16 protein-coding genes and 5 pseudogenes are annotated in these 21,287 nt (G+C 36.9%); 11 read left to right on the top strand and 10 right to left on the bottom strand.

The features are described 5' to 3' along the window. Positions 1-188 precede the first annotated feature (188 nt). The 4 genes and pseudogenes from AAZO_RS32075 to AAZO_RS22790 all read left to right on the top strand — a co-directional run bounded on the left by AAZO_RS32075 (position 189) and on the right by AAZO_RS22790 (position 3,302). Positions 189-1,651: pseudogene (locus tag AAZO_RS32075) on the top strand (IS1380 family transposase). 360 nt (positions 1,652-2,011) lie between these two features. After that, the gene (locus AAZO_RS22800; protein ID WP_013192968.1) at positions 2,012-2,368 is read left to right on the top strand and encodes an iron-sulfur cluster assembly accessory protein; all 357 of its coding nucleotides are present in this window, start codon (positions 2,012-2,014) and stop codon (positions 2,366-2,368) included. A 136-nt stretch (positions 2,369-2,504) separates the two neighbouring features. After that, positions 2,505-2,927, top strand: coding sequence for a tetratricopeptide repeat protein (locus AAZO_RS22795; RefSeq protein ID WP_013192967.1), 423 nt, complete (start codon positions 2,505-2,507; stop codon positions 2,925-2,927). Positions 2,928-3,059: 132 nt separating this feature from the next. Then, positions 3,060-3,302 carry a hypothetical protein gene (locus AAZO_RS22790; RefSeq protein ID WP_041641924.1) on the top strand — a complete coding sequence of 81 codons (243 nt, stop codon included), beginning with the start codon at positions 3,060-3,062 and terminating at the stop codon, positions 3,300-3,302. A gap of 272 nt (positions 3,303-3,574) precedes the next feature. Here the strand turns inward: AAZO_RS22790 and thyD are convergent, their stop codons facing one another. From thyD to AAZO_RS44295, 3 genes and pseudogenes are all read right to left on the bottom strand, one after another. Continuing rightward, entirely contained in the window at positions 3,575-4,495 is a 921-nt protein-coding gene (gene thyD / locus AAZO_RS22785; RefSeq protein ID WP_013192965.1) for a thylakoid membrane protein ThyD, read from the bottom strand. A 136-nt stretch (positions 4,496-4,631) separates the two neighbouring features. Beyond that, complete coding sequence (locus AAZO_RS35845) at positions 4,632-4,781, bottom strand: hypothetical protein (protein WP_013192964.1); 150 nt, start codon at positions 4,779-4,781, stop codon at positions 4,632-4,634. A 94-nt stretch (positions 4,782-4,875) separates the two neighbouring features. Beyond that, a pseudogene (locus tag AAZO_RS44295) lies at positions 4,876-6,453 on the bottom strand (penicillin-binding transpeptidase domain-containing protein); the annotation flags it as partial. A 56-nt stretch (positions 6,454-6,509) separates the two neighbouring features. On the opposite strand from AAZO_RS44295, the pseudogene AAZO_RS32060 reads away from it, so the two are divergent. The 5 genes and pseudogenes from AAZO_RS32060 to AAZO_RS22750 all read left to right on the top strand — a co-directional run. Then, positions 6,510-7,095 (top strand): annotated as a pseudogene (locus AAZO_RS32060) (hypothetical protein); the annotation flags it as partial. A 77-nt stretch (positions 7,096-7,172) separates the two neighbouring features. Then, a pseudogene (locus AAZO_RS32055) lies at positions 7,173-8,459 on the top strand (IS701 family transposase). Further along, positions 8,456-9,092, top strand: a pseudogene (locus tag AAZO_RS32050) (alpha-2-macroglobulin family protein); the annotation flags it as partial. The pseudogenes AAZO_RS32055 and AAZO_RS32050, both read left to right, overlap by 4 nt. A gap of 488 nt (positions 9,093-9,580) precedes the next feature. After that, a complete protein-coding gene (locus AAZO_RS22755; RefSeq protein WP_013192963.1) occupies positions 9,581-12,685 on the top strand; it encodes a plasmid replication protein, CyRepA1 family in 3,105 nt (1,034 codons plus the stop codon). A gap of 39 nt (positions 12,686-12,724) precedes the next feature. Next, entirely contained in the window at positions 12,725-13,840 is a 1,116-nt protein-coding gene (locus AAZO_RS22750) for a tetratricopeptide repeat protein (protein WP_013192962.1), read from the top strand. A gap of 249 nt (positions 13,841-14,089) precedes the next feature. Here the strand turns inward: AAZO_RS22750 and AAZO_RS22745 are convergent, their stop codons facing one another. From AAZO_RS22745 to AAZO_RS22730, 4 genes are all read right to left on the bottom strand, one after another. Further along, positions 14,090-14,431 carry a cupin domain-containing protein gene (locus AAZO_RS22745; protein ID WP_013192961.1) on the bottom strand — a complete coding sequence of 114 codons (342 nt, stop codon included), beginning with the start codon at positions 14,429-14,431 and terminating at the stop codon, positions 14,090-14,092. A 348-nt stretch (positions 14,432-14,779) separates the two neighbouring features. Further along, a complete protein-coding gene (locus AAZO_RS22740; protein ID WP_013192960.1) occupies positions 14,780-15,166 on the bottom strand; it encodes a hypothetical protein in 387 nt (128 codons plus the stop codon). Between the two features lie 267 nt (positions 15,167-15,433). Continuing rightward, the gene (locus AAZO_RS22735) at positions 15,434-16,534 is read right to left on the bottom strand and encodes a DJ-1/PfpI/YhbO family deglycase/protease (RefSeq protein ID WP_013192959.1); all 1,101 of its coding nucleotides are present in this window, start codon (positions 16,532-16,534) and stop codon (positions 15,434-15,436) included. Positions 16,535-16,626: 92 nt separating this feature from the next. Next, complete coding sequence (locus AAZO_RS22730) at positions 16,627-17,004, bottom strand: DUF2267 domain-containing protein (RefSeq protein ID WP_013192958.1); 378 nt, start codon at positions 17,002-17,004, stop codon at positions 16,627-16,629. Between the two features lie 618 nt (positions 17,005-17,622). Between AAZO_RS22730 and AAZO_RS22725 the strand changes: the two genes are divergently transcribed. Then, a complete protein-coding gene (locus tag AAZO_RS22725) occupies positions 17,623-18,021 on the top strand; it encodes a DUF6335 family protein (RefSeq protein ID WP_041641911.1) in 399 nt (132 codons plus the stop codon). A 426-nt stretch (positions 18,022-18,447) separates the two neighbouring features. Next, positions 18,448-18,939, top strand: coding sequence for an orange carotenoid protein N-terminal domain-containing protein (locus tag AAZO_RS22720; protein ID WP_013192956.1), 492 nt, complete (start codon positions 18,448-18,450; stop codon positions 18,937-18,939). Positions 18,940-19,382: 443 nt separating this feature from the next. Here AAZO_RS22720 and trmFO read toward each other — a convergent pair whose 3' ends face one another. The 3 genes from trmFO to AAZO_RS40035 all read right to left on the bottom strand — a co-directional run bounded on the left by trmFO (position 19,383) and on the right by AAZO_RS40035 (position 21,232). Then, complete coding sequence (gene trmFO / locus AAZO_RS22715; protein WP_013192955.1) at positions 19,383-20,699, bottom strand: FADH(2)-oxidizing methylenetetrahydrofolate--tRNA-(uracil(54)-C(5))-methyltransferase TrmFO; 1,317 nt, start codon at positions 20,697-20,699, stop codon at positions 19,383-19,385. A gap of 21 nt (positions 20,700-20,720) precedes the next feature. After that, complete coding sequence (locus AAZO_RS22710) at positions 20,721-20,864, bottom strand: hypothetical protein (protein WP_228371380.1); 144 nt, start codon at positions 20,862-20,864, stop codon at positions 20,721-20,723. 134 nt (positions 20,865-20,998) lie between these two features. Next, complete coding sequence (locus tag AAZO_RS40035; RefSeq protein ID WP_228371379.1) at positions 20,999-21,232, bottom strand: PIN domain-containing protein; 234 nt, start codon at positions 21,230-21,232, stop codon at positions 20,999-21,001. Between the last annotated feature and the right edge of the window lie 55 nt (positions 21,233-21,287).

The following is a 21,287-nucleotide window of genomic DNA, read 5'->3' as shown; positions in this document are numbered from 1 at the left end:
CATCTCTCAATACACCGAACCTCTCAATTCTAGAATAAAAATCCTTAGCTGCTGTTGATAAAGTGTTGAGAATTTAGGTCTATACCTAATCAATGCAGTTAGACCCGGATTTCTCACAAAAAGATAAAAAAAAGGGGTTAAAGACTGCGAAAATTTATATATAGCAAGCATTTCAGCAATTGTAAACCATGACCCCATCTTCAACAGATTGTATACCAAAACAGTTGAAATTTGAGCAACGAAAATGGCTGCCAGTGATAGTCAATTTCTAGGGTGGACAAGTAAGAACAGATGCAGGATTAAGCTTAATTGCTGAAATAGACAGAAAATTGCAAATCACATCACAGTTTGCACAATGTTTCCAAGATTACCGAAAGCCAAATCGGATTGACCATTCAATAGAGAGCTTAATTAAACAAAGAATATACGGGCTGGTCATGGGGTATGAAGACTTGAATGACCACGAAGAATTACGTCATGACCAGATGTTTGCTATAGGTTTAGGAAAAAGGATTAGAGTAGAGAATGAACCTGCAACATTGGCAGGAAAGAGTACATTAAATCCCCTGGAACATTGTCCTGAAGATGTGGAACAAGGAACAGACAGCGGGTACCATAAAATCGGGCATTCTCCATCAGCAATTGAAAGCTTATTTGTCAAAATATTTCTAGAATCTTACGCCAAAGAAACAACATAAATTGTTTTGGATTTAGATGTAACTGATGACTTAGTACACGGCTATCAGGAGCAAGTTTTCTTGAATACTTATGATGGGGGATACTGCTATGCTCCACTTTATGTTTTCTGTGGAAAACATCTATTAGCAGCCAAACTTCGCCCTTCAAACCTAGACCCAGCATTTGGGGCATTATCAGAAGTACAAAGAGTGATTAAACAAATAGGTCAACAGGAGATAGTGCTTATTCTAGAGACGATATCATGACATGGTATGAATCCAAAATGGGTGTGGATTATGTTTTTGGATTGGCGCAAAATAGTTGTTTAATTGGGATGACTAGAACGACTCAAAGTAGAGCATCCCTTGAGTTTGAGCAAAAACTACCAACAGTAGTTTCATTCTTAGAAACTATGTTTAAACCAGATGAAGAACTTGCAGAATTTGCTGGTGACTTGATTAATAACTCAATTTGCTATAAATCTTTAGACTATAAAGCTCGTGAATCTTGGAGCCGTAGTCGTCGTGTTGTTTTTAAAGTTGAATATGGAGTAAAAGGGACTAATGTTCGTTTTGTTGTAACTTCACTCTCTACTAATAAAGTACCTCCTAGTCAACTATATAGACAAAAATATTGTCATCAGCGAGGGGAGATGGAAAATCGTTTTAAAGAACAACAATTAGAACTTTCTAGTGATAGAATAAGCACCCATACATTTGCGGGAAATCAATTAGGTTTATGGTTCTCTTCTATAGCTTAGGTTTTGCTCAATGCCTTGGGTCAAAAATGTTTAGCTAAAACCGAATTACAAAATGCTACTGTTGGGACTATTCGTACCAAATTATTGAAGTTAGGAGCTTTAATTACTGTAAGTACACGTCCCATTTTAATTGCGATTACTAGTTCTTGCCCATACAGACATATCTTTACTAATGCTCATAGACGCTTAAGAATGCTTACTAATACTGCTTAATTTGAAGTTAAATTGCCTTTAACTTATTTCTAATTAATCAGACTTCGCCCTTGGGTTGATTCAAGTCTTGTTTTGTCATGCTTAATTTTATGAACAGAGCATTTTGATTTTACTACCAATAAAAAGATAGTGACTTTTTTAGCTTTATAAATGCGATTTTATATTTAATTTATCTCTGTGATTCAATTTTGATGGATGATGTATCAAAATTTAGTCTCACATCAGGTCATGTAAATTTATTTTTTACTGCTTGTGAGAAATCCGGGTTAGAATAGAACAAAATATTGAAAGAGCAGCCCCAAAGCTAATAACAGCATATACAGGGTATTGTTTAAAATAATTCAGGAGTGGAAACAGCACATGACACAAGCAACTCAAACTCAAGAACGCGGCATTTTGTTGAGTGAAGCAGCATTGGTCCAGGTAAAATCTCTCCAAGCCAGTCAAGGACAAGACTTATGTTTACGGGTGGGAGTTCGTCAAGGTGGTTGTTCTGGCATGTCTTACATGATGGATTTTGAGGACATTAGTAAGATAACCCCACAGGATGAAGTTTTTGATTATGATGGCTTCAAAATTCTGTGCGATCGCAAGAGCTTATTATATCTCTATGGACTGATGCTAGATTACAGCAATGCCATGATTGGTGGGGGTTTTCAATTCACTAACCCCAATGCTTCTCAAACCTGCGGTTGCGGCAAATCCTTCGGAGTGTAATATATCAATGGTGAGATGTCAGCGGAAAAAGGCAATAGGTAATAGGCAATAGGTGATAAATTACGTTTTCCCTACAGCCTACAGCCTATCCCCAATGACCAATTACCAATGACTAATGACTAATGACTAATGACTAATGACTACCACAATTGAAGAACTTTTTGATACAGGTTTAGAACGCTATAAAGCCGGAGAATCAGCAGAAAGCCTCATCCCTGTATTTAAAGAGGTGTGCGATCGCTCTCCCAAAGCCAGTTCAGCTTGGATTTGTCTAGCTTGGCTATATCTACTTGATAACAAAGCCCAGTTAGCTTACAAAGCCGCAAACAAAGCAATAAAATTAAACCCACAAGACCCACAAGCCAGAATTAATCTGGCCTTGGCCATGTTAGAAATCGGTCAGAAGGGTTTGCGCGAACATATTGATTTTGCACAACAGTTGATTTTTGTCAACAAAGAATGGGAAGAAGAAGTTAAAAAGAGCATTGAAGACGGATTAACCAGAAAACCCGATTGGCAAGGTTTGGCTAAAGTCAAAAAATGGCTGTTTGAAGAATAATTCGTAATAGTGCCTTCCAAGTGTCTTGAGGGATACGTAATTCATAATTCGTAATTACAAATTACGAATTATGATAACTAATCTTCTAAAATTCCCTTTCTTAATAGATTAAGATACCGAAAACAAATGGACATGAAAGATAAACTATTAAATTGGCTGAACTTAATTTTAGTAGCTGATGTTTTCCTGGTGACCTTAGGTTTTATTTGGTTTGCTGTAGCCGTTGCTGGTAATGCTTCAGGAATCAATTTAGGTTTAGATTTATGGCATAAACTATGGATACCTATATTTAACCCAGCTATTGGCATCCTTATGGGGGGGGCGCTTGTGAGTGGAATTACCAGTTGGGTTTCTAAGAAATTGATGAAAAACTAGTTATAGCAGATGAAAGGTGACAGGTGACATTTAAGAGGGAATAGGGAATTAGGGAATAGGGAATAGGAAATATGATTTAATTACCAATTACCAATTACCAATTACCAATTACCAATTACCAATTACCAATTACCAATTACCAATTACCAATTACCAATTACCAATTACCAATTACCAATTACCAATTACCAATTACCAATTACCAATTACCAATTACCAATTACCAATTACCAATCTAAAATCCTATCTAAAATCCTAAATTGAATTACAAATTAATTCAAGATTTCCGTTAATGCTGATTGTAAATTTGGATATTGATACTGAAAACCCGATGATTGAGTGCGTTGAGGGATAACTTTTTGACCCTCCAACACCATAATTGCCCCATCTCCCAACATCGCTTCTAAAGCAAAAGAAGGAACAGGCAACCAAGAAGGACGATTCATCACTTGTCCCATCGTTGTGCTTAAATCTGCCATACGCACAGGATTAGGGGCAGTAGCATTATATATGCCTTGCATATTAGGCTTGGTTAAAGCTTGCAGAATCAAATTAACAATATCATCTATGTGAATCCAAGAGAACCATTGCCGACCACTACCAATTGGACCACCTGCAAAAAGTTTGAAGGGAGTAATCATTTTACCCAAAGCGCCACCATGACCCAAAACAATACCAAAGCGCAAAATTACCCAGCGCACATTAGCATCTGTTACCTTTTGTGCTTGTGCCTCCCACTCTTGACAAACTTGGGCTAGAAAATCTTGACCTGAAGGGCTATTTTCATCAAAAGTAGCAGTTTCACTAGTTCCATAGTAGCCAATAGCTGAAGCGTTGACTAGCACAGTGGGTTTAGGGTTAGCCTTGGCTATAGCTTCCACAATTTTTTGTGTACCCAGTTTGCGGCTGTTGAGAATAGCTTGCTTGCGTTCTGGTGTCCAACGTTCCTCTGCAATGGGTTCTCCTGCCAAATTTACCACACCATCACAACCAGCAATCGTATCTTGCCAAGCACCAGATACACCTGGTGTATAGCCCATAATTTCTACATTTGGGAAAGCCTGAGAGGGAAAAACCTTGTGGGCAGAATTGGTATTCCGGCTTAACACTAATACTATATTCCCTTCATCTTGCAGCCGTTTTACCAAACGACTACCGACAAATCCTGTTGCTCCCGTGATTGCTACTTTCATTTTTAACTTAAGCTAAAGCACATTGCACAGTCTTAACTGTTAACTTAATTTAACAATTTTTTGGTCTGTACTGTCTTCCTGTTAAGTTAATTTCTCTTCTCTCACCTATTACCTGTGACCTGTCACCTGTATTTTGTTAACTCGCGTTTTCCCAGTCACTGAGTGATTCACGTTCTTGCTGTTTCGCTTTGCTTTTGCGGACCGGTACTTTAGGAGTACCAATATCAACAGGAGGAAAAGACTGTTTTGTCTTTTTAGCAGACTTGTTTTCTTGTGTGTTTGTCATGGTTCGATACCTTCTTGAAAAGCTCAGTTCTTGGAACATCAAATTTTGTCAGACATATTCTGGAAGAAAGATTTTATTTTTTTGAAGAAATTCATCAATTTCTAGAATGTGGAGAAATGGTGGGATTGGCTACAGAAAAACCCTGTCTTGTTAGTTGAACATTTCCTACCTCGACTTAAAACTTTATTTGCTGGTGCAGCTTGCTGCTTCTGGCTTCCAGAGTCCAATTTCCAATGCGTAATTGCCAAAATATCTTATTGTTTGATTGTGTCTTTGATTGTGCAGATAACTTTCTCCCGTTTAGCCACCACTCTATAGACTGATGAGAATTGCCAGCAACTTTAAATTTTAGTTTTTGCCGTCCTTCTGCACCGGGAGAAAGAAGAAATAAATCGCCCTTACGGGGAAATAGAATCCTTAACTCATCAGATGAAAAATTTGCTTGTGGCTGTTTTGCTAACCATTCATCATATATAGAAGATAAAGTTGCTTATGAAAATCAGCAGAATTTTCATAAGCAACTTTATCTTCTAAGGAGAAATATTCCTCACTACTCAACTACAATTACAATGAGGTGTAGGGTTTAACTCTGTATTAGCACAGATGGGTAACTGCACTAATCATTTTGGTGTTGAAAAATCTGCGGGTGGTTGATTTTCATGCAGATGTAACATGATGCGGTTCCATGAAGGTGGAGCCTCGGTAACACCAGATACTTGACGCATTAGTTCACCGTTGAAGTTACCCACCCAAGTAGCGACAGTATAATCTGTGGTAAAGCTGACAGTCCAAGTATCCCGATAATTTGAGGAAGTGCCAGTTTTAATAGCAACAGGGTAGGTTAAGTTTAATACTGAGTCTACACCAAAAGCAGTTGCACGGGCATAGCGATCACTCAACATATCAATAATTAATTGCCAGTTTATGGAGTTAGGGACTGGGGACTAGAGACTGGGGAATTATTTAATATAGTTAGTTGTTACCAATGGCGTACTTTTCCCCAACCTGGCCATAGTTAAATAAGCCCTTGGAAGTTCCCATAAACTCACCTCACCGCTACCTAAAGTTACGCCCAAACAGTAATATTCAGCACTTTGATTCAGATGTGTGAACTCCAATTCATGGAAGCGATTTAAAAAAGTTTGTACACCGACTTTTTCTAAAACCTTTACCGGAGGTAAGTAGGTGGGCGGAAAAATTTATAACTATGTCATAGGGAATGCAGCAAAGGGGAATCAAGCAATCCCGAGGGTTTCAAGTAATTTACATTTTGTTACATAGTTATGTTTATTTGTGTCTACCTACTTACATTTAAATAACTTGCTAAAGCAACTCTTACCCGTACAGGATGGAGAAAACTGTTAGTCTAATCTGTAGAGCTATATAATTTTGCCCCCGGAATCTCATAATGAGAAGGAATATCCGCCTAAATAGTATTAGGTTTAATTAAGCCTTTTTCCAAACCTAATTCATATACAAACGGCTTTAAAGTAGAACCAGGTTGACGCAAAGCTTGAACTCCATCATTTTTCCCTAATTTCACATTATTAAAATAATCAGGTGAACCGAAGTAAGCTAGAACCTCCCCAGAGTAGTTGTTAATTATCAAAGCAAGAGAAGCAATAACTTGTTGTACTTGTGCTTCCATAAATTCCTGTAAAGGGCGATTTATTTATGGTAGTTTGAATAAGAGATTGATCCCCCATTTTCCCCCCTTCCTAAGGGGGAAAAACTAAAATTTCCCTGAATGTTGATGAAAATATATTCCCAGAAATAGGAGGTTTAGAAATTCAATTAGCTAGTACCTTAATTAATTCACGGCATTAAAGCACCAGTAAACCAAGTTTTAGTAGATCATGATTTACCATTTTCTGAACCAGCAGCGAGTCAACTATTAATTACTGCAAATTCGCCAAATATCACCCAATAATATAATCAAACATTTGCAGAATTCTATCCTCAAAAACAAGCTAACCTAGCCAGAGAACAACTGAGAAAACTACAAATTGCTGATGGTGGTTTTAGAGGTTTACCAACTGGACATACAGCAACCTTGAATTTACCCCAAAGTTGGACTTGGATGAATTCACCGACAACAACCCAGTCCCAAGCATTACGGTTATTTATTGACCAAAAAACACCACCAGAAATCATTGATAAATTATTTCAAAGTCTGTTAAATTTACGTCGTCATGGTACGTGGACAAAAACTTATAACAATGCCCAAGGTTTAACAGCTTTAGCAGAATATAGTCAACTCCAACCCACACCACCTAATTTTGCCGCTACTGTCAAATTAGCAGGTAAACAGTTAAAGGGACTTAAACAAAAGTTAAGAGTAAAAAGGAGTAGAATGTGATTTCGGTATAGCTTTCATGTTAAAAGAAGCTGATGAAAGAAACCACTGGCGCAGCAATGGCACCATGGTTTGAAAGATGGTGTCATTTGAGATGTATTTACTCATAAAGGGGAAAGAAGAGAGTTTGGACATGATTTAGGGGGATAATTGGGTGAAAGTGAGAGAAAAAACCTATTTGAAATGGCAGAGAATGCCCTAGGGGTGACCTACCAACAATTACACCACTTTTTAAATGAAGCACCTTGGTCCAGTTCCCAAGTCAATGAGCGTCAGTTAGAGATTATGAACAAGTGTAGTCAGAGGAGAATCACCAGAGGATTTAGCTTAATAATTGATGATTCTGTCCATAGAAAAAGGGGGAATTTTAGGGATGGAGTAGGAAGAAAATATATTGGAGAAATTGGGAAAAGGGATAATGGAATAGTAGTAGTAACAACACATCTAATCTATATGATGGCAGTAAAAGCTTACCATTACATATAGAGTTAGATCACCACGGTGATTCTTTACCCAAAGGGAAACAAGACCCTCGATTTGAGAATAAACCTGAGTTAGGAATTAAATTAATACATCTGACCTTGAGCCGTGGTTATCAACCAGGAATAGTAATTATAGATCCTGGATATGCCCACAATAGGTCTTCCTTATTAAGGATAGAAAATCGGAATTGAAAGTATTTAGGAGGATTAGCTAAAAATCCCACAGTCCTTAGCAGTGACCAAGAGGATAGTCCACAAATAATTAGGTTAGATGAATTAGCACAAAGTTTACCCCAAGAGGCTTTTACAGAAGTTCAACTGGAGTTAGATAAACTCAAAACATTATGGGTAGTAACTAAAGAAGTAGAAATATCAGCCTTAACTAGAAAGCAGAATATTCCTATCCTCATCAACGGTTCTACTTTCTCTCAAGCCACTTATATTGAGTACTTTATTACCAATGTTTCTTCATCAATTGTCACACCCCAATGGATAGTTGATACATATTCTCAAACAAATTGGGTAGAAGTTGTTTACAGGGAAGCCAAGGGATGGTTAGGACTCAAAGAATATCAAGTTGGAGATAACAGCAGTTTACTACGCCATTTTATTTTGGTTTTTTGTCCCTACACTTTTATTCTTTGCCATCAGTGGACTGGAGGATTAAGACCAAGGTGGGCTAAGAAACCTTTGAATACTTTTACTGGAGCTTTAGAAGCGTTTAGAACAGCCATATCTTTTCTATTTATTGATTGCTTCAACTGGAATCCGGACGTGTTTCCTTCTTATCACGCCAGTTTGGGCTACATTTGGGCTTTATTTTTGTTTACATCCCGTTAGGAGAAACCAGATTTAATGGTTATAAAAATCCTAGCTTACAGGCAGGTAAGTATCCCAATGGATAAATTACCCCGTGTTCGTCATGATTTGCTGTTGTAAAAGTCTGGAAAAGGTAACTTACATTATTTAGCTGCTTACCGTTATCGCCTACAGGGAAATCAACCGAGAAGATTTAACGGTTTATGAGTAACTTAAGAAATTAGCAAAGTTAATACAGAGAAAATTCTGCACAAAATCGGAATGTACGCTATTGATAAATCTTTGACTTTAGCACCAGGAGAAGTGTATGATATTGGTTTCGAAATAATCACAGATCATCCAGTAGATCATCTAGTCATAAAGGACCCATTACCAGAAGCCTTAGAAGCAGTAGATGGAAGTTTTCAAACTGCGACACCAGCATTACAAGCAAAAGCCGATAATTGGTAATTAGGATATAAAACCATATATAAAGATAGGATTATTTCCTATGCAGATCATTTCCAAGCAGGAATCTATCGTTTCCATTATTTAGTCCGTTCTGTCACTCCTGGAGCATTACTTTGGCCTGGTGCAGAAGTACATTTACAATATGCACCAGAAGAGTTTGGACGCACTGCAGATTCTACTTTGATTTTAGAAGCAAAAAATTAATGCTATGATCCTTATTAATCTGCATGCATCTGCGTTTATCTGCGTTCAAAAACATAAAATTTTTTTTAGAATGCCAAAACTCTTTTACAGCAGTTTTCATGTATTTGCATCACAATTCATAGACCTAACCCCCAACCCCTTCCCTACAAGGGAAGGGGAGAAAATCAAAGCCTCTCCAAAAAATAAAAGTTATTCCTTTCCCCTCTCCTTGTAAGAGAGGGCTCTAGTTATAGTTCATTATTACTATCTTCCCAAAAATGTACTGATAAAGAAAAATTAATAATGCACAAAAATCACAATACAAAATTATTATTTCCACAACACAACAGGGAAAATAGGCTATTTCTGTATTAACCAAAGTGTTCCTTAAAACACTGCATTAACCGATACAGTAAAATACTACAAATTCTTTTATAAAAAATCAGCAGATGCGTGTTAAGGTTTTATTTCTGTTGTCTTCCCCCATCTATTTTTGAGTGCTTCTGCCCATGCTTGTGGATTATTTACACCCCCAACACCTTGAAGAACTTGTTGAAGATAGTAGTATAGATTCATACTTAGCACGATTAAATTTTAGATCGCTGCAAGGTGTGAATGCATATCAGTATCTACTCATATCCGAACAACTCCCACGCACCAATACTGGCATGATCAAAAGTTCATGGTTGCAACGTTACAGCCATATTACAGCAGGTGGTTGGTGGTGTTCTGGAAGAGACCCCCTGAATAATTGGCAGAAAATGGAATGGGGATGTTTTAAACCAACCCAACCGCGACAAAACAAAGATGGTAAGTCTATTAAATATGAACATCCCCCAAGCACAGCAACAAGGGTATTTTGTCTGCGTGTAACTTTGCAAATTTGGCAGCAAGTTTCCCAACGGTATAATATTCCCATGCCTGAAAATATCATCATTACTGAAGATGGTGAAGCAGAAGGTTTTTGGCAATGGATAATGGAATGTAATATCTCAATAATTATTTGTGAAGGTGTGAAAAAGGCTGCCGCTTTGTTAACACAAGGTTATCCAGCTATTGCCATTCCGGGAATTACTAGCGGTTATCGAGTTGTAAAAGATGAATTTGGTAAAGTCACCCGTCGTCAACTCATTCCTGATTTAGAAGTTTTTGCTACAAGACAACGAAGTTTTTATATATGTTTTGATTTTGAAAACCAAGCCAAAAAGATGGCTGCTGTTAACAATGCAATTTCTCAACTTGGTTGTTTATTTCAACAACAAGATTGTCCTGTTAAAGTTGTGGAGTTACCGGGAATAGAAAAAGGTGTTGATGAGTTTATTGTTGCTAAAGGTGCAGCTAATTTTGAAATAATTTATCGTCAAAGTGTATATTTAGAAATTTACCTTGCTCAAACTAAACCTCACGGGGAATTAACAATTACTCCTGCACTCACTTTTAACCAGCCTTATTTAGAAAAAATCCCCTTTCCTACTTCTGGCTTGGTAGGAGTGAAATCCCCTAAAGGTACAGGAAAAACCACTGGACTGCAAGCAGTTGTCAATCAAGCTAAAAGTCGTAATCAACCAGTTTTATTAATTACTCATCGCATTCTTTTAGGAAGATTTTTATGTGAGAAGATTGCCATTCAATGGGGAATTAGCCATCAAGCATGGAGTATTGAAGAAGACCCGACATTACCAATTAGTAGTTATCAATTACCAATTACTAAATCCTTCGGTTTATGCATTGATTCTATTTGGAAACTGAATCCAGAAGATTGGCATGGAGGCATAGTTATATTAGATGAAGTAGAACAATCTTTATGGCATTTACTTAATAGTAATACTTGTAAACAGAAGCGGATTAAGATTCTTAGGATTTTTCAGCAATTGATTGCTACTGTTCTCACAACTGGGGGTCTAATAATTGCCCAGGATGCAGATTTAACAGATATTTCTTTAGAATATTTACAAGGTTTAGCAGAGACTAAAATTACGCCTTGGGTGGTTCTTAACCAATGGAAACCACAGCAGGGTTGGGATGTAACTTTCTATGATTCCCCTAACCCAACACCTTTAATTCATCAGTTAGAATTAGATTTAATTGCTGGACGTAAATGTTATGTAACTACTGATAGTCGCACTGGAAGTTATAGTTGTGAAACTATTGAACATTACCTCAAAGAAAGATTACTTAAATTAAGAAAGGAATTTCCTAATACTTTGGTTGTTAGTAGCCATACTACTAATACACCTGGTCATGCTGCGGTTGATTTCATCACGGCTATTAATCAGAAAATTACAGATTATAATACTGTATTTGTTACTCCTAGTTTGGGGACAGGAATTAGTATTGATGTCCAACATTTCGACCGCGTTTATGGAATTTTTCAAGGAGTAATTACTGACTCAGAAGCCCGTCAAGCATTAGCACGAGTTCGGGATGATATACCCCGTGTTGTTTGGTGTGCCAAACGTGGTATTGGTTTAATTGGTAGTGGTAGTACAAATTATCAGTTGTTATCTCATTGGTATCAAGAAAATCAAAAAGAAAATTTAGCTTTGCTGAGTCCTTTACACAAAATAGATGTAGATCTACCTATGGTATATGACCCTGTGCATTTACGAACTTGGGCTAAATTATCAGCTAGGGTAAATGCTTCTATTCGTCTCTATCGGCAATCATTGCAAGATGGTTTAATTGCTGATGGACATCAAGTTATGATGCGGAGTAATACAGTCCAAAATAATATTATTCGGGATTTACGCTTGGCTTTCTTTGCTACTGATGCTAGTGATTTAGAAACTAGAAAGAGGTTAATTGTCGAAATTGTCAAAGTCCAGAAAGATTGGGTGAAAAGTCGTCAAAAAGCTAAAGATATTAAGCGCAAAATCCAGGAAATTAAACAACACAATCAATTATTAGCTGCAAAGGCTGTAGCTAATGCTAGTGATATTGATTATTGTGAATATAATCAATTATTAAATAAACATTCTCTTAGTGATAAGGAACGTAACCAAATAAATAAATATTTGCTCAGAGATATGTATGGGATTGAAGTAACTCCTATGCTAACATTGCGCGATGATAAGGGTTATTATGGACAATTATTAACTCACTATTATCTGACCCATGAAAGTGAATATTTCCATGTCAGAGATCAACAAGAGTGGCATAAACAATTATATTGGGGTGAAGGAAAGGTCTTTTTACCAGATTTGAGAACGTATACTCTCAAAGTTGAAGCTATGCGAGCATTAGGTATGTTGGAATTCTTGGAAAATGGTAGAGTATTTAAGGAAAATGATGCTGATTTGATTTGGTTGAAGAATGTGGCTGTGCAAAGTAATAAACATATTAAACGAGCGTTGGGTATTGATGTGGTACATGGGAAGGAAGTAGTTTCTGGAATTAAAATCCTGGGCAGACTCCTAAATTTACTAGGTTTGAAGTTACATCACGTAAATGATATTTATCAAATTGATTCGCAAACATTAAATGATGGGAGAGGAAATATATTTAGTGTTTGGCAACAACGTGATGAGTTGCGGTTGTACCATTTGTATGGTGATAATACTACAATTTTTGATGATTCTTTAAATTCCCAGTCAATGGCACTGCAAGTAATGTAATATTTATGTTGGTAGCAAGGTTAGAAAAATAAAGATGCTATGAATGGTGAGCAGTTGATAAAACAGGGAGTGCAGAAAAATTTATATGGAGATTATGAAGGGGCGATCACAGTCTTTAATGAAGCTATACAGCTGAATTGTAACTTGGCTGAAGCTTATTATCACCGTGGTTACTCCTGCTTGGAATTGGCAGAATTTAACCAAGCGATCGCAGACTATCAACAAGTCACAAAAATACTCAAAAATTCTGCTAAATTAGCTGGAAATATCAATTTTTATCTTGCTAAAGCATTCCATAACCGTGGTTTAGCTGCTTTTCAATGCGGAGATGATCAATCCGCTGTTACAGATATTAACGAAGCCTTAAAATTCTATCCTGAATTTATCGCTGCCTATAGTAATCGTGGTAATATTCTGCACATTCTTGGCAAATATACAGAAGCAATTTCTGATTACAACCAAGCAATACAACTAAATCCTCATCTGGCAGCAGCTTATCATAATCGAGGTAATAGTCGCTATGCTCTCCAAGACTATCAAGGTGCGATCGCAGATTATAATCAGGCATTAGAAATTAATCCTAACTTTGGTGAAGCTTACTATAATCGTGGTTTAGTAATGTCTCATCTCCAAGATTATCAAGGTGCGATCGCAGATTTTAACCAAGCAATCCAACAGGATCCTGAAGACATTCAAGCATACCTCGAAAGAGGTTTGATTTACAGAACATTACAAGACTATGAAAATGCCATTCAAGACTATAATCAAGTATTACAAATAAATCCCACCTTGCCCACAGTTTACGGCTTACGGGCTAATGCACGTCGTCACCAGAAAAATCATCAAGGTGCAATTGCAGATATCAATAAATTATTACAACTAAATCCTCATTTAGTAGAAGGATATTGCGATCGCGCAGTCTCTCGTCGTTTTTTAGGAGACTATAACGGTGCGCTCGCAGACTATAACCGAGCATTACAAATAAATCCCAACCTAGCAGCCGCTTACTATGCTAGAGGCGAGATTTACCAACATTTCAGAGACATTCCAGCAGCCATTGACGATTTCCAAAAATCTGCTAATCTCTTTGATCAAGAAGGCAATAAATTATACTATCAAGAAATTATCAATTTAATTGCCAAAATTCGGAAATAGGGTGTGTAAGTGCAGAGGTAAAGGTAAGAATTCAGGAGTCAGGAATCAGGAGTTAAAAAGGTTGTAGAATATAGGGCAATACGGTTCAAAGCATTGTCCGCTGATTCCGGAAACTCATCATTTAATTAACAGCGGTGCGAACGAAATCCGTCATCAACCAGAAAAAGCCTTAGTTGCTTAATAATTAGAAGTGGAAATAGATGGCTGCGCCATGTGTAGCCATCTTTGTTAAAATTAATTTCTATTCAATCAATTTTCATCCCTACCATGAACCTGAGCCGGAGGACTAGTAGCCTCAATTGCTGTAAATGTTTCCAGGATTTTATAAGAATGCCTAGCACCCTTTGGTACTACCCAAGAATTTCCCTTTTCTAGCAAAATTTTTTGCCCTTCAATGTCCAACTCTGCGCGGCCATTAATTACAAAACCAACAGTTTCATATTCTCTTTGTGTTGGCTGCTTATCTTCCTCTGGTGGTTCATTCTCCCATAATCGCATCGCCACATTTTTACCAGATGCAAGATACTTTTGACCCAGTTTACCAGTTGGTGAATAACTAGAATCAACCTTTTTAACACTCGTGTCACTCATAATATTTTCACCCCCAATCATCATCAAATAGCTAGTACCGCCGTGAATTCAAAATGCTTCTTTTAGAAGAGCTACCCTAACAAAATAGTGCTTCCAGCAGGCTACGCCAACAAAATTCAAAATCAATACGGCGTGAGCTTTCCAGAGATTTGGAATGGTTGGTTTATTTACGCCGTACTGTGCTAGAAATATCAACTCTAAATTACTTAGGGCGCAGGGAAACAGGGGAGAGCAGACACAATACTGTTCGGTTAAGCTTTCAAAATCGTTAAGATGCCCGGGGGGATCTTAACCGACAAGTACTAAGGGGAGACCTTATTATCTCTTACCTATTGCCTATTCCCCTAACTATCTATTATTTCTAACTGGACTTTCCGGGATATTGTCTTGGTAATACCCACGGTTAGTACCAGTAATTGGCTTGACCGTTTTTTCAATGTTCGTTTGTACATCCTGTAAAAACTCTTTTGTTGAATCAGGAATTGGTTCATCAAGATTGGGTTTTTCTCTCACATTTTCAGTAGTTTCTTTAAGCCTTTCCTGAGCATTTTCTAGCTGCTGGTTATTTGTAACTCTTTCCGTATCAGGAGTACCTTTGTAATAAATACCTTCTGGAGTCTTGACTGTATCAGCTTGTGCCAGTGGCATAGATTGACCATAGTTCACAGATTGGATGCCAAATAAAGTCAAAACTAACAGACAAATAATCACTATCTGACGTAAAATATTCTTCATAAACAACCTCAAATGTATTATACAAAAGCAATCAGCAGTAAGAGGATATTTTAAAAATAGAGGACACCTATTATTGTCATTCGCTATCGCTACATACCCTGGAGGAGCCAGGCTACAGTATAACATTTTAGACTTTTAAAACATCCTCTACTCCCTTCCCAGTATAAAATTAGGGGTGTGGGATTCAACCTTACGCAGAAGCATTATCCCTCTACCCTATTACTATGACCTTATTCTTTTAGTGGGAAGGGAGTAAAAACTGCTTGTTTAAACTTGAGTTACAGCCGCCCTAGAAGTTGGTTTAGGAGGCCTCACACCAGCAGCAATCCGCCCTCGATAAAGCTCAATCAATCGCTGTTCATATTTACCCAAATCGTTGTGAATTTGTTTAAAAATTGCCGTTGCTACTGGGTCAGTAAGCATTGCAGACAAGTTGGTAATATCACCAATTGCTGTTTGTATATCACCCAATGCACAACGAATTTGATAGATACTCTCACTACCCGTTAAAGCTGTTTTAAGCTTAGCATATTGATTAGCAATATTTGCAGTCAAAGACGGTTTTTCATGGAAACGATGAAGATAACTTTCCAGCTTTTTAATGTGCTGATTTTTATTAGTTATCATCTCTTGAAACAGATTTTTCACTTCCTCATCTGATTCTTTCTCTAAATATTTTTCTAAAGCTTCTAACGAATAACGCTCACCACCTAAAGCAGTATTCAAACCTTTAACAATTTCGTTTTTTGTTGAACCACCCCAAGCATCAGCTAATTTCCACCATTCAGCACCAGTATCTTTTTCATTAGGTAAAACAGCATCTTTACCACCATAACCTAAACGATTTAACAGTACCGTTGTAAAAATTGCCAAGTCTCCAGGTTCACGAGATGTAATCAAATTACCATCCACAACTACTGGTTCATCTAGATAATTGGCACCAGCATTAGTTATGTCTTTGCAAATAGCAGCAAATCCTGTTACTTGTTTACCTTTCAGTAAATCACCTTCAATTAAAACCTGTGGACCGTGGCATACTGCGGCTATTAATTTACCTTGCTTCATAGCCTCCATTACAAACCAAACTGTATTACAATTGCGGCGCATTTTATCAGGAGCCATACCACCAGGAATTACCACTGCTGCAAATTCATCAGCCACAACTTCTGTTGTCGTTGCATCAGCTTGGATGCTGAGTTTGCCTCGTTTACCTTTATATTTTTCATTCATCCGTGAACCAAGCACTATTACCTCTATTCCTGCTTGTTTCAAACCATTAAAAGGAACAATAAATTCTACGTCTTCTACTCCTTGTTCAATCAGGATAGCAACTTTTTGATCTCCAATAATATGATTATTATTTCTCATGACTTTTCTTCCTATGGTTGATTTTGGACTTCAATATACGAGATATTTGATTAAGCAATATTCAAGGATTAAACAAGCATTTAACTTGTCGTTTATCCGACAAATAATTCTTCATAATCATGTGAAAAATAAGCATGGAATTTTTTAAATTCCTCAGGATTAACCGCATTCTGTAAGACTGCAAACACAGCCCGGACGTGCATTGCTGCTGTCGTAGGTTCTATGTTTTCTTTATGACTAGCACGTTCAATAAATTCTTGCAGATGGAAAGATTGACTAGCTTCAATTTCTCTTCCTTGCAAACATTCACTTAATTCTGGAGGTATTTGTGCTGCTAATTCTCTTGCTTGATGTTTAGGTATAAGTTCTTTCAGAGTTTCTAATGTTGCACGAGTAGCCATTTCTGCTTCTTCACGGGAATTTGATTGAGTTAGACTTTGTACATGGGTAATAAACTCTGTATATTCCATTTTAGTTACCTCCTTTATTTTAATTCTAAATGAATAGTCATTATTAAGGATTAATTAGATTAGATAACTCCAGCACTTAGGCAACTAACTGGCATAATATTAGTATGGTGCGTCAGACCTATAAATTGGTCAATATCAACACATTTCCGACATCTGACGCACCCTAGAAGAGAATTGATTGTGACACTTGCATAATTCCTAAACTCTCCAAAATATCTAAAATAACTAATTGCTAAATACATAAAACAAACAGATTTTATTCTAAGGTCATATCTATTCTAGATAATAATATTATCTTCTATTATTTATTTATTTTCTATTGATTTATTATTAAATTAATAAGTCGGCTGTGTTACGGCTATGTGAAGATTCTGGAATTTGAGGACGTAAAAATCAGCTATGAAGCACCCTAGAATTTAAAATTTACTTTTATGAAGATAAACCATCTTTAAAAATTATTTTTATGAATTATTATCAACTAGCCTAACCTTTAATAATTGACAATAGTTCTATCTCTGGAGATAGATTATTTATAACTTAGGTTATAAATTGCTAGTTAGACAAATCTTAATTAGTCAAGCGTTGTAATCAAACAAAATGCTGAAAGTAGCTATTCTCATGAATAAAAAACAAGAGCAACATGAAAGTAAATCTGATGATTTACCAGAGAAAATTACTGAATCATACGGTACGTGTGTAAAACATTTACCCGGTTATAATGTTGGTGAAAGTTCCCGACAAGAATATACAGAAAGAAGTCCTGAATTTCCTGCTGAATTCACCATTACTGATGATGAACTTGATACTTATTGGCAAGAAACTGTAGGAGATGAAGCTGTTGGTGGTACTGTTGCTACTCCTGAAAAAAATGTAACTGAGGAATTCGCGAAAGCAGTCGGTTTAGAAATGAATGATGATGCCTTTTTTTGCACCGACGAAATTTTAGAACATCGTGATGAGGCTCGTTGGGAACTAGATCCAACGTCCGCTGAAGATTATCAAGAAAGACGGGAATAATATAGCAGTTTTCAGTTAAATAAGAACAGATAGTGATCTTGACATTTAGATAGATGCAAAAAACCTTCAAACCTATTCTCTATTCTCTCCTATATCAATTTTGGATTGGATAGGGAATAAATTTATTTATCTGAAGTTACCCATAGTTCTTTTTGGGTAAAATGTAAGCCCCCGGATTTATCGGTGGGGTAACTCCAAAATTGGATAACTCCTCCACATTGCTCAACATTATCTATGCTTTATAATTACCTCTTTAAGCAATTATACATGCTAATATATTGGCAATCACTCCGCCCAATTTAAGTTCTGTTCTTAGTTTAATTCTTCTTGTTAAAGAAAATATCTATCTTCAGTAGTGTTTTAAATACGTATGTTTTTGTATAAATGAGTAATATGATCCATTAATTATGCCTGATTGGAGCAGTAATGACATTTACACAAACAAGTGATCCCGTTATTCGTGAACATATCCAATTTTGGCGTACATTGGATGTGGAACAACAACTAGGTTTATTTTGGTTTATTTATCAAGAAATGGGTGATTCAATTACACCAGCAGCCCCTTATGCCAGCACTATTTCTTCAGAAATTGCTGAAGCTTTATTTCATCAAGTTGAACAATTATCACCAGAAGAACAGCTACAAATTCAACGTGATTTAATCAATCAGTCAGATAACTTAATTTCTCGTGAATATGCTTCTTTGAATGATACCACTAAGTTGTTATTTTGGTATTTACTAGCGCAAGGAATAGACAGTCAGACGATTATTTCTATTCCTGGTAATTTCCAACTTTCCTTAGCAGCAGAGAATCTGTTCAACAGAATTAAAGAATTATCTTTTGAGCAGCAAATTACTCTTTTCCGCGATTATGTTTCCCCAATGGGTACTGAAACAAAAACTGGTGCTGACATTTAAGTTTAATAGTGTCTATATAAAGTAGGATTTACGTAAGTGTCATACTCAAGTTTTTTGTAGGGTGCCTCAGATGTCGAAAATCTGTTGATATTAACCAATATATAGGTCTGACACTGCTAATATGCCAATTGGGTAAGTCCTGTAAAGAAACACAGAAAAACACAGAGTAAACACTATGCTTATTACTCTGTGTTTTTTATTTTAGTGCCTGAATCTACTGCACCCTTAAATCCTAATGCCCTTTGCTTATTATTTGTTAATATAAATTTATTTATATTTGCCTTCATCTGTCTTTTGGCTGGTTTGAATATATTAAATTTAAACTACTGCTTTGCCTTTTTATACCTTGCTAGATATTGCTACATCTCCAACTTAAAAAACGTTGAAACCTAAAAATATTGGAAGTTTTTAGGTTTCAACTTTGGAGTTCTTAATCTATTTTTTTATAAGTGGTTAACTTTCCAATTTGCTAAATCTGCCAAAGCGCGATCGCGATAACGTCCATATTTTTCCGGTTTACTCTTGATTTTCACTCCCAAATCTGGCAAAATGCCGAAATTAGGAGCCATCGGTTGAAAATGCTTAGGTGAAGCGGATCTGATAAACTCAAACAAAGCCCCCATCATCGTTGTTACAGGCAGAATTAGAGGTTCTTTACCCAAAGCTAACCGCGCTGCATTTGTTCCCGCTAACCAACCACCCGCAGATGCAGCAGTATAACCTTCTGTTCCTATTAATTGTCCCGCAGCTAATAAAGTTGGACGTTCTTTAAATTGCAAACTTGCAGACATTAACTGTGGTGCATTTAAAAAGGTATTGCGGTGCATGACTCCTAATCTGACAAATTCGGCTTTTTCCAAACCAGGAATCATTTGGAATACGCGCTTTTGTTCACCCCACCGCAGATTAGTTTGGAATCCTACCATATTCCAAAGTTGATGGGCTTTATCTTCTTGTCTTAATTGAATTACCGCATAAGGACTTTCTCCTGTGCGACTATCCGATAAACCCACCGGTTTGAGAGGTCCATAACGCATGGTGTCTTCCCCCCGTCGTGCCATTTCTTCAATCGGTAAACAAGCTTCAAAAAATTTTGCTGTTTCCTTTTCAAAGTCTTTTAATTCTGTTTGTTCGGCTTTACGTAATTCCTCCCAAAAATGTAAATACTGCTCTTTATTCATGGGACAATTAAGATAAGCTCCTTCACCTTTGTCATAACGGGAAGCCATAAATGCAACATCTTTATTAATAGAATCTCCAACAATAATAGGACTGGCAGCATCAAAGAAATTGAGATATTCCATCCCGGTAAATCGTTGTAAATCTGCGGATAAATCGGGACTGGTTAAAGGACCACTTGCCAAAGCTACAATACCTTCGGGAATTGCTGTCACTTCTCCCCGTCGGAAATCAATTAAAGGATGATTTGCTAACGTTTGGGTTAAATCTTCCCCAAATTGTGCTCTGTCTACTGCTAATGCACCACCAGCGGGGACTGCGTGTTCGTCAGCTTTAGCAATAACAATAGAACCGAGTTGACGTAATTCTTCGTGTAATAATCCTGCCGCGCGATCGCTCGCCATGGACCCGAAAGAGTTACTACATACCAATTCTGCCAAATTTTCGGTATGATGGGCAGGGCTGAAGCGTTTAGGACGCATCTCGTGGAGAATTACAGGAATGCCAGCTTGGGCAATTTGCCACGCCGCTTCTGTTCCCGCTAGTCCACCGCCAATTACTTGTATCGGTTGTTGTGTCATAGTTATTTTTTCATTATACTATCAATCATTAGGACGATGCCGACCACTGATTACCCAGTGTTTAGGAGCAACTATAATCAGTGGGTTATTCATGCGTAGCCTAATTATTGTAGCGCGAGCTACAGCAGTTATACCTTCCACCCCTGTACCGTCAGCACTCCACACAAAAAAAATGGTCAGCCCATTTCTTTTGACGAGGGTTTAAAAGTGGTGAAAATACACCACTTAAAGGATCTATAGACTCAGTTAAGTTACTCTTAAATTCATTACAAGAACGACAAGCTAAACAAATTATAAGCTTATATATTTTCTTCCCAATCCTCAATTTTTAAATTTTCAATTCTGTCAAACTCTCTAGTATTATGAGTGACTAAAATAAGATTATTGGCTAATGCAATAGCAGCTACTTGAAAATCATAAGCACCAATAGGAGTCCGTAGTTTGGATAATTCAGCACGAATTCCACCCACCAGGAGTTCTAGCTTATTTTCCATCAAAAGGTAAGCTGATATATTGGGAGAAAAATAACTCATATAATTCTAAATCTTATTCTTTTTTAAGAAGAGGACAATCTCCATAGTATAGTCC

Origin of the sequence: 'Nostoc azollae' 0708 (genome assembly GCF_000196515.1) — a bacterium.
Taxonomy (GTDB): domain Bacteria; phylum Cyanobacteriota; class Cyanobacteriia; order Cyanobacteriales; family Nostocaceae; genus Trichormus_B; species Trichormus_B azollae.
Note: the sequence above shows the minus strand (reverse complement) of the source record. Positions and strands in the feature narration are given on the sequence as shown.

What these genes read in the sequence shown, in the direction of transcription:
- AAZO_RS35845 (WP_013192964.1), bottom strand. Translation starts at nt 4,781, where the DNA reads ATGACAAACACACAAGAAAACAAGTCTGCTAAAAAGACAAAACAGTCT.
- AAZO_RS22725 (WP_041641911.1), top strand. Translation starts at nt 17,623, where the DNA reads ATGAATAAAAAACAAGAGCAACATGAAAGTAAATCTGATGATTTACCA.
- AAZO_RS22720 (WP_013192956.1), top strand. Translation starts at nt 18,448, where the DNA reads ATGACATTTACACAAACAAGTGATCCCGTTATTCGTGAACATATCCAA.
- AAZO_RS22735 (WP_013192959.1), bottom strand. Translation starts at nt 16,534, where the DNA reads ATGAGAAATAATAATCATATTATTGGAGATCAAAAAGTTGCTATCCTG.
- thyD (WP_013192965.1), bottom strand. Translation starts at nt 4,495, where the DNA reads ATGAAAGTAGCAATCACGGGAGCAACAGGATTTGTCGGTAGTCGTTTG.
- AAZO_RS22750 (WP_013192962.1), top strand. Translation starts at nt 12,725, where the DNA reads ATGAATGGTGAGCAGTTGATAAAACAGGGAGTGCAGAAAAATTTATAT.
- AAZO_RS22795 (WP_013192967.1), top strand. Translation starts at nt 2,505, where the DNA reads ATGACTACCACAATTGAAGAACTTTTTGATACAGGTTTAGAACGCTAT.
- trmFO (WP_013192955.1), bottom strand. Translation starts at nt 20,699, where the DNA reads ATGACACAACAACCGATACAAGTAATTGGCGGTGGACTAGCGGGAACA.
- AAZO_RS40035 (WP_228371379.1), bottom strand. Translation starts at nt 21,232, where the DNA reads ATGAGTTATTTTTCTCCCAATATATCAGCTTACCTTTTGATGGAAAAT.
- AAZO_RS22740 (WP_013192960.1), bottom strand. Translation starts at nt 15,166, where the DNA reads ATGAAGAATATTTTACGTCAGATAGTGATTATTTGTCTGTTAGTTTTG.
- AAZO_RS22745 (WP_013192961.1), bottom strand. Translation starts at nt 14,431, where the DNA reads ATGAGTGACACGAGTGTTAAAAAGGTTGATTCTAGTTATTCACCAACT.
- AAZO_RS22730 (WP_013192958.1), bottom strand. Translation starts at nt 17,004, where the DNA reads ATGGAATATACAGAGTTTATTACCCATGTACAAAGTCTAACTCAATCA.
- AAZO_RS22800 (WP_013192968.1), top strand. Translation starts at nt 2,012, where the DNA reads ATGACACAAGCAACTCAAACTCAAGAACGCGGCATTTTGTTGAGTGAA.
- AAZO_RS22790 (WP_041641924.1), top strand. Translation starts at nt 3,060, where the DNA reads ATGAAAGATAAACTATTAAATTGGCTGAACTTAATTTTAGTAGCTGAT.
- AAZO_RS22755 (WP_013192963.1), top strand. Translation starts at nt 9,581, where the DNA reads ATGCTTGTGGATTATTTACACCCCCAACACCTTGAAGAACTTGTTGAA.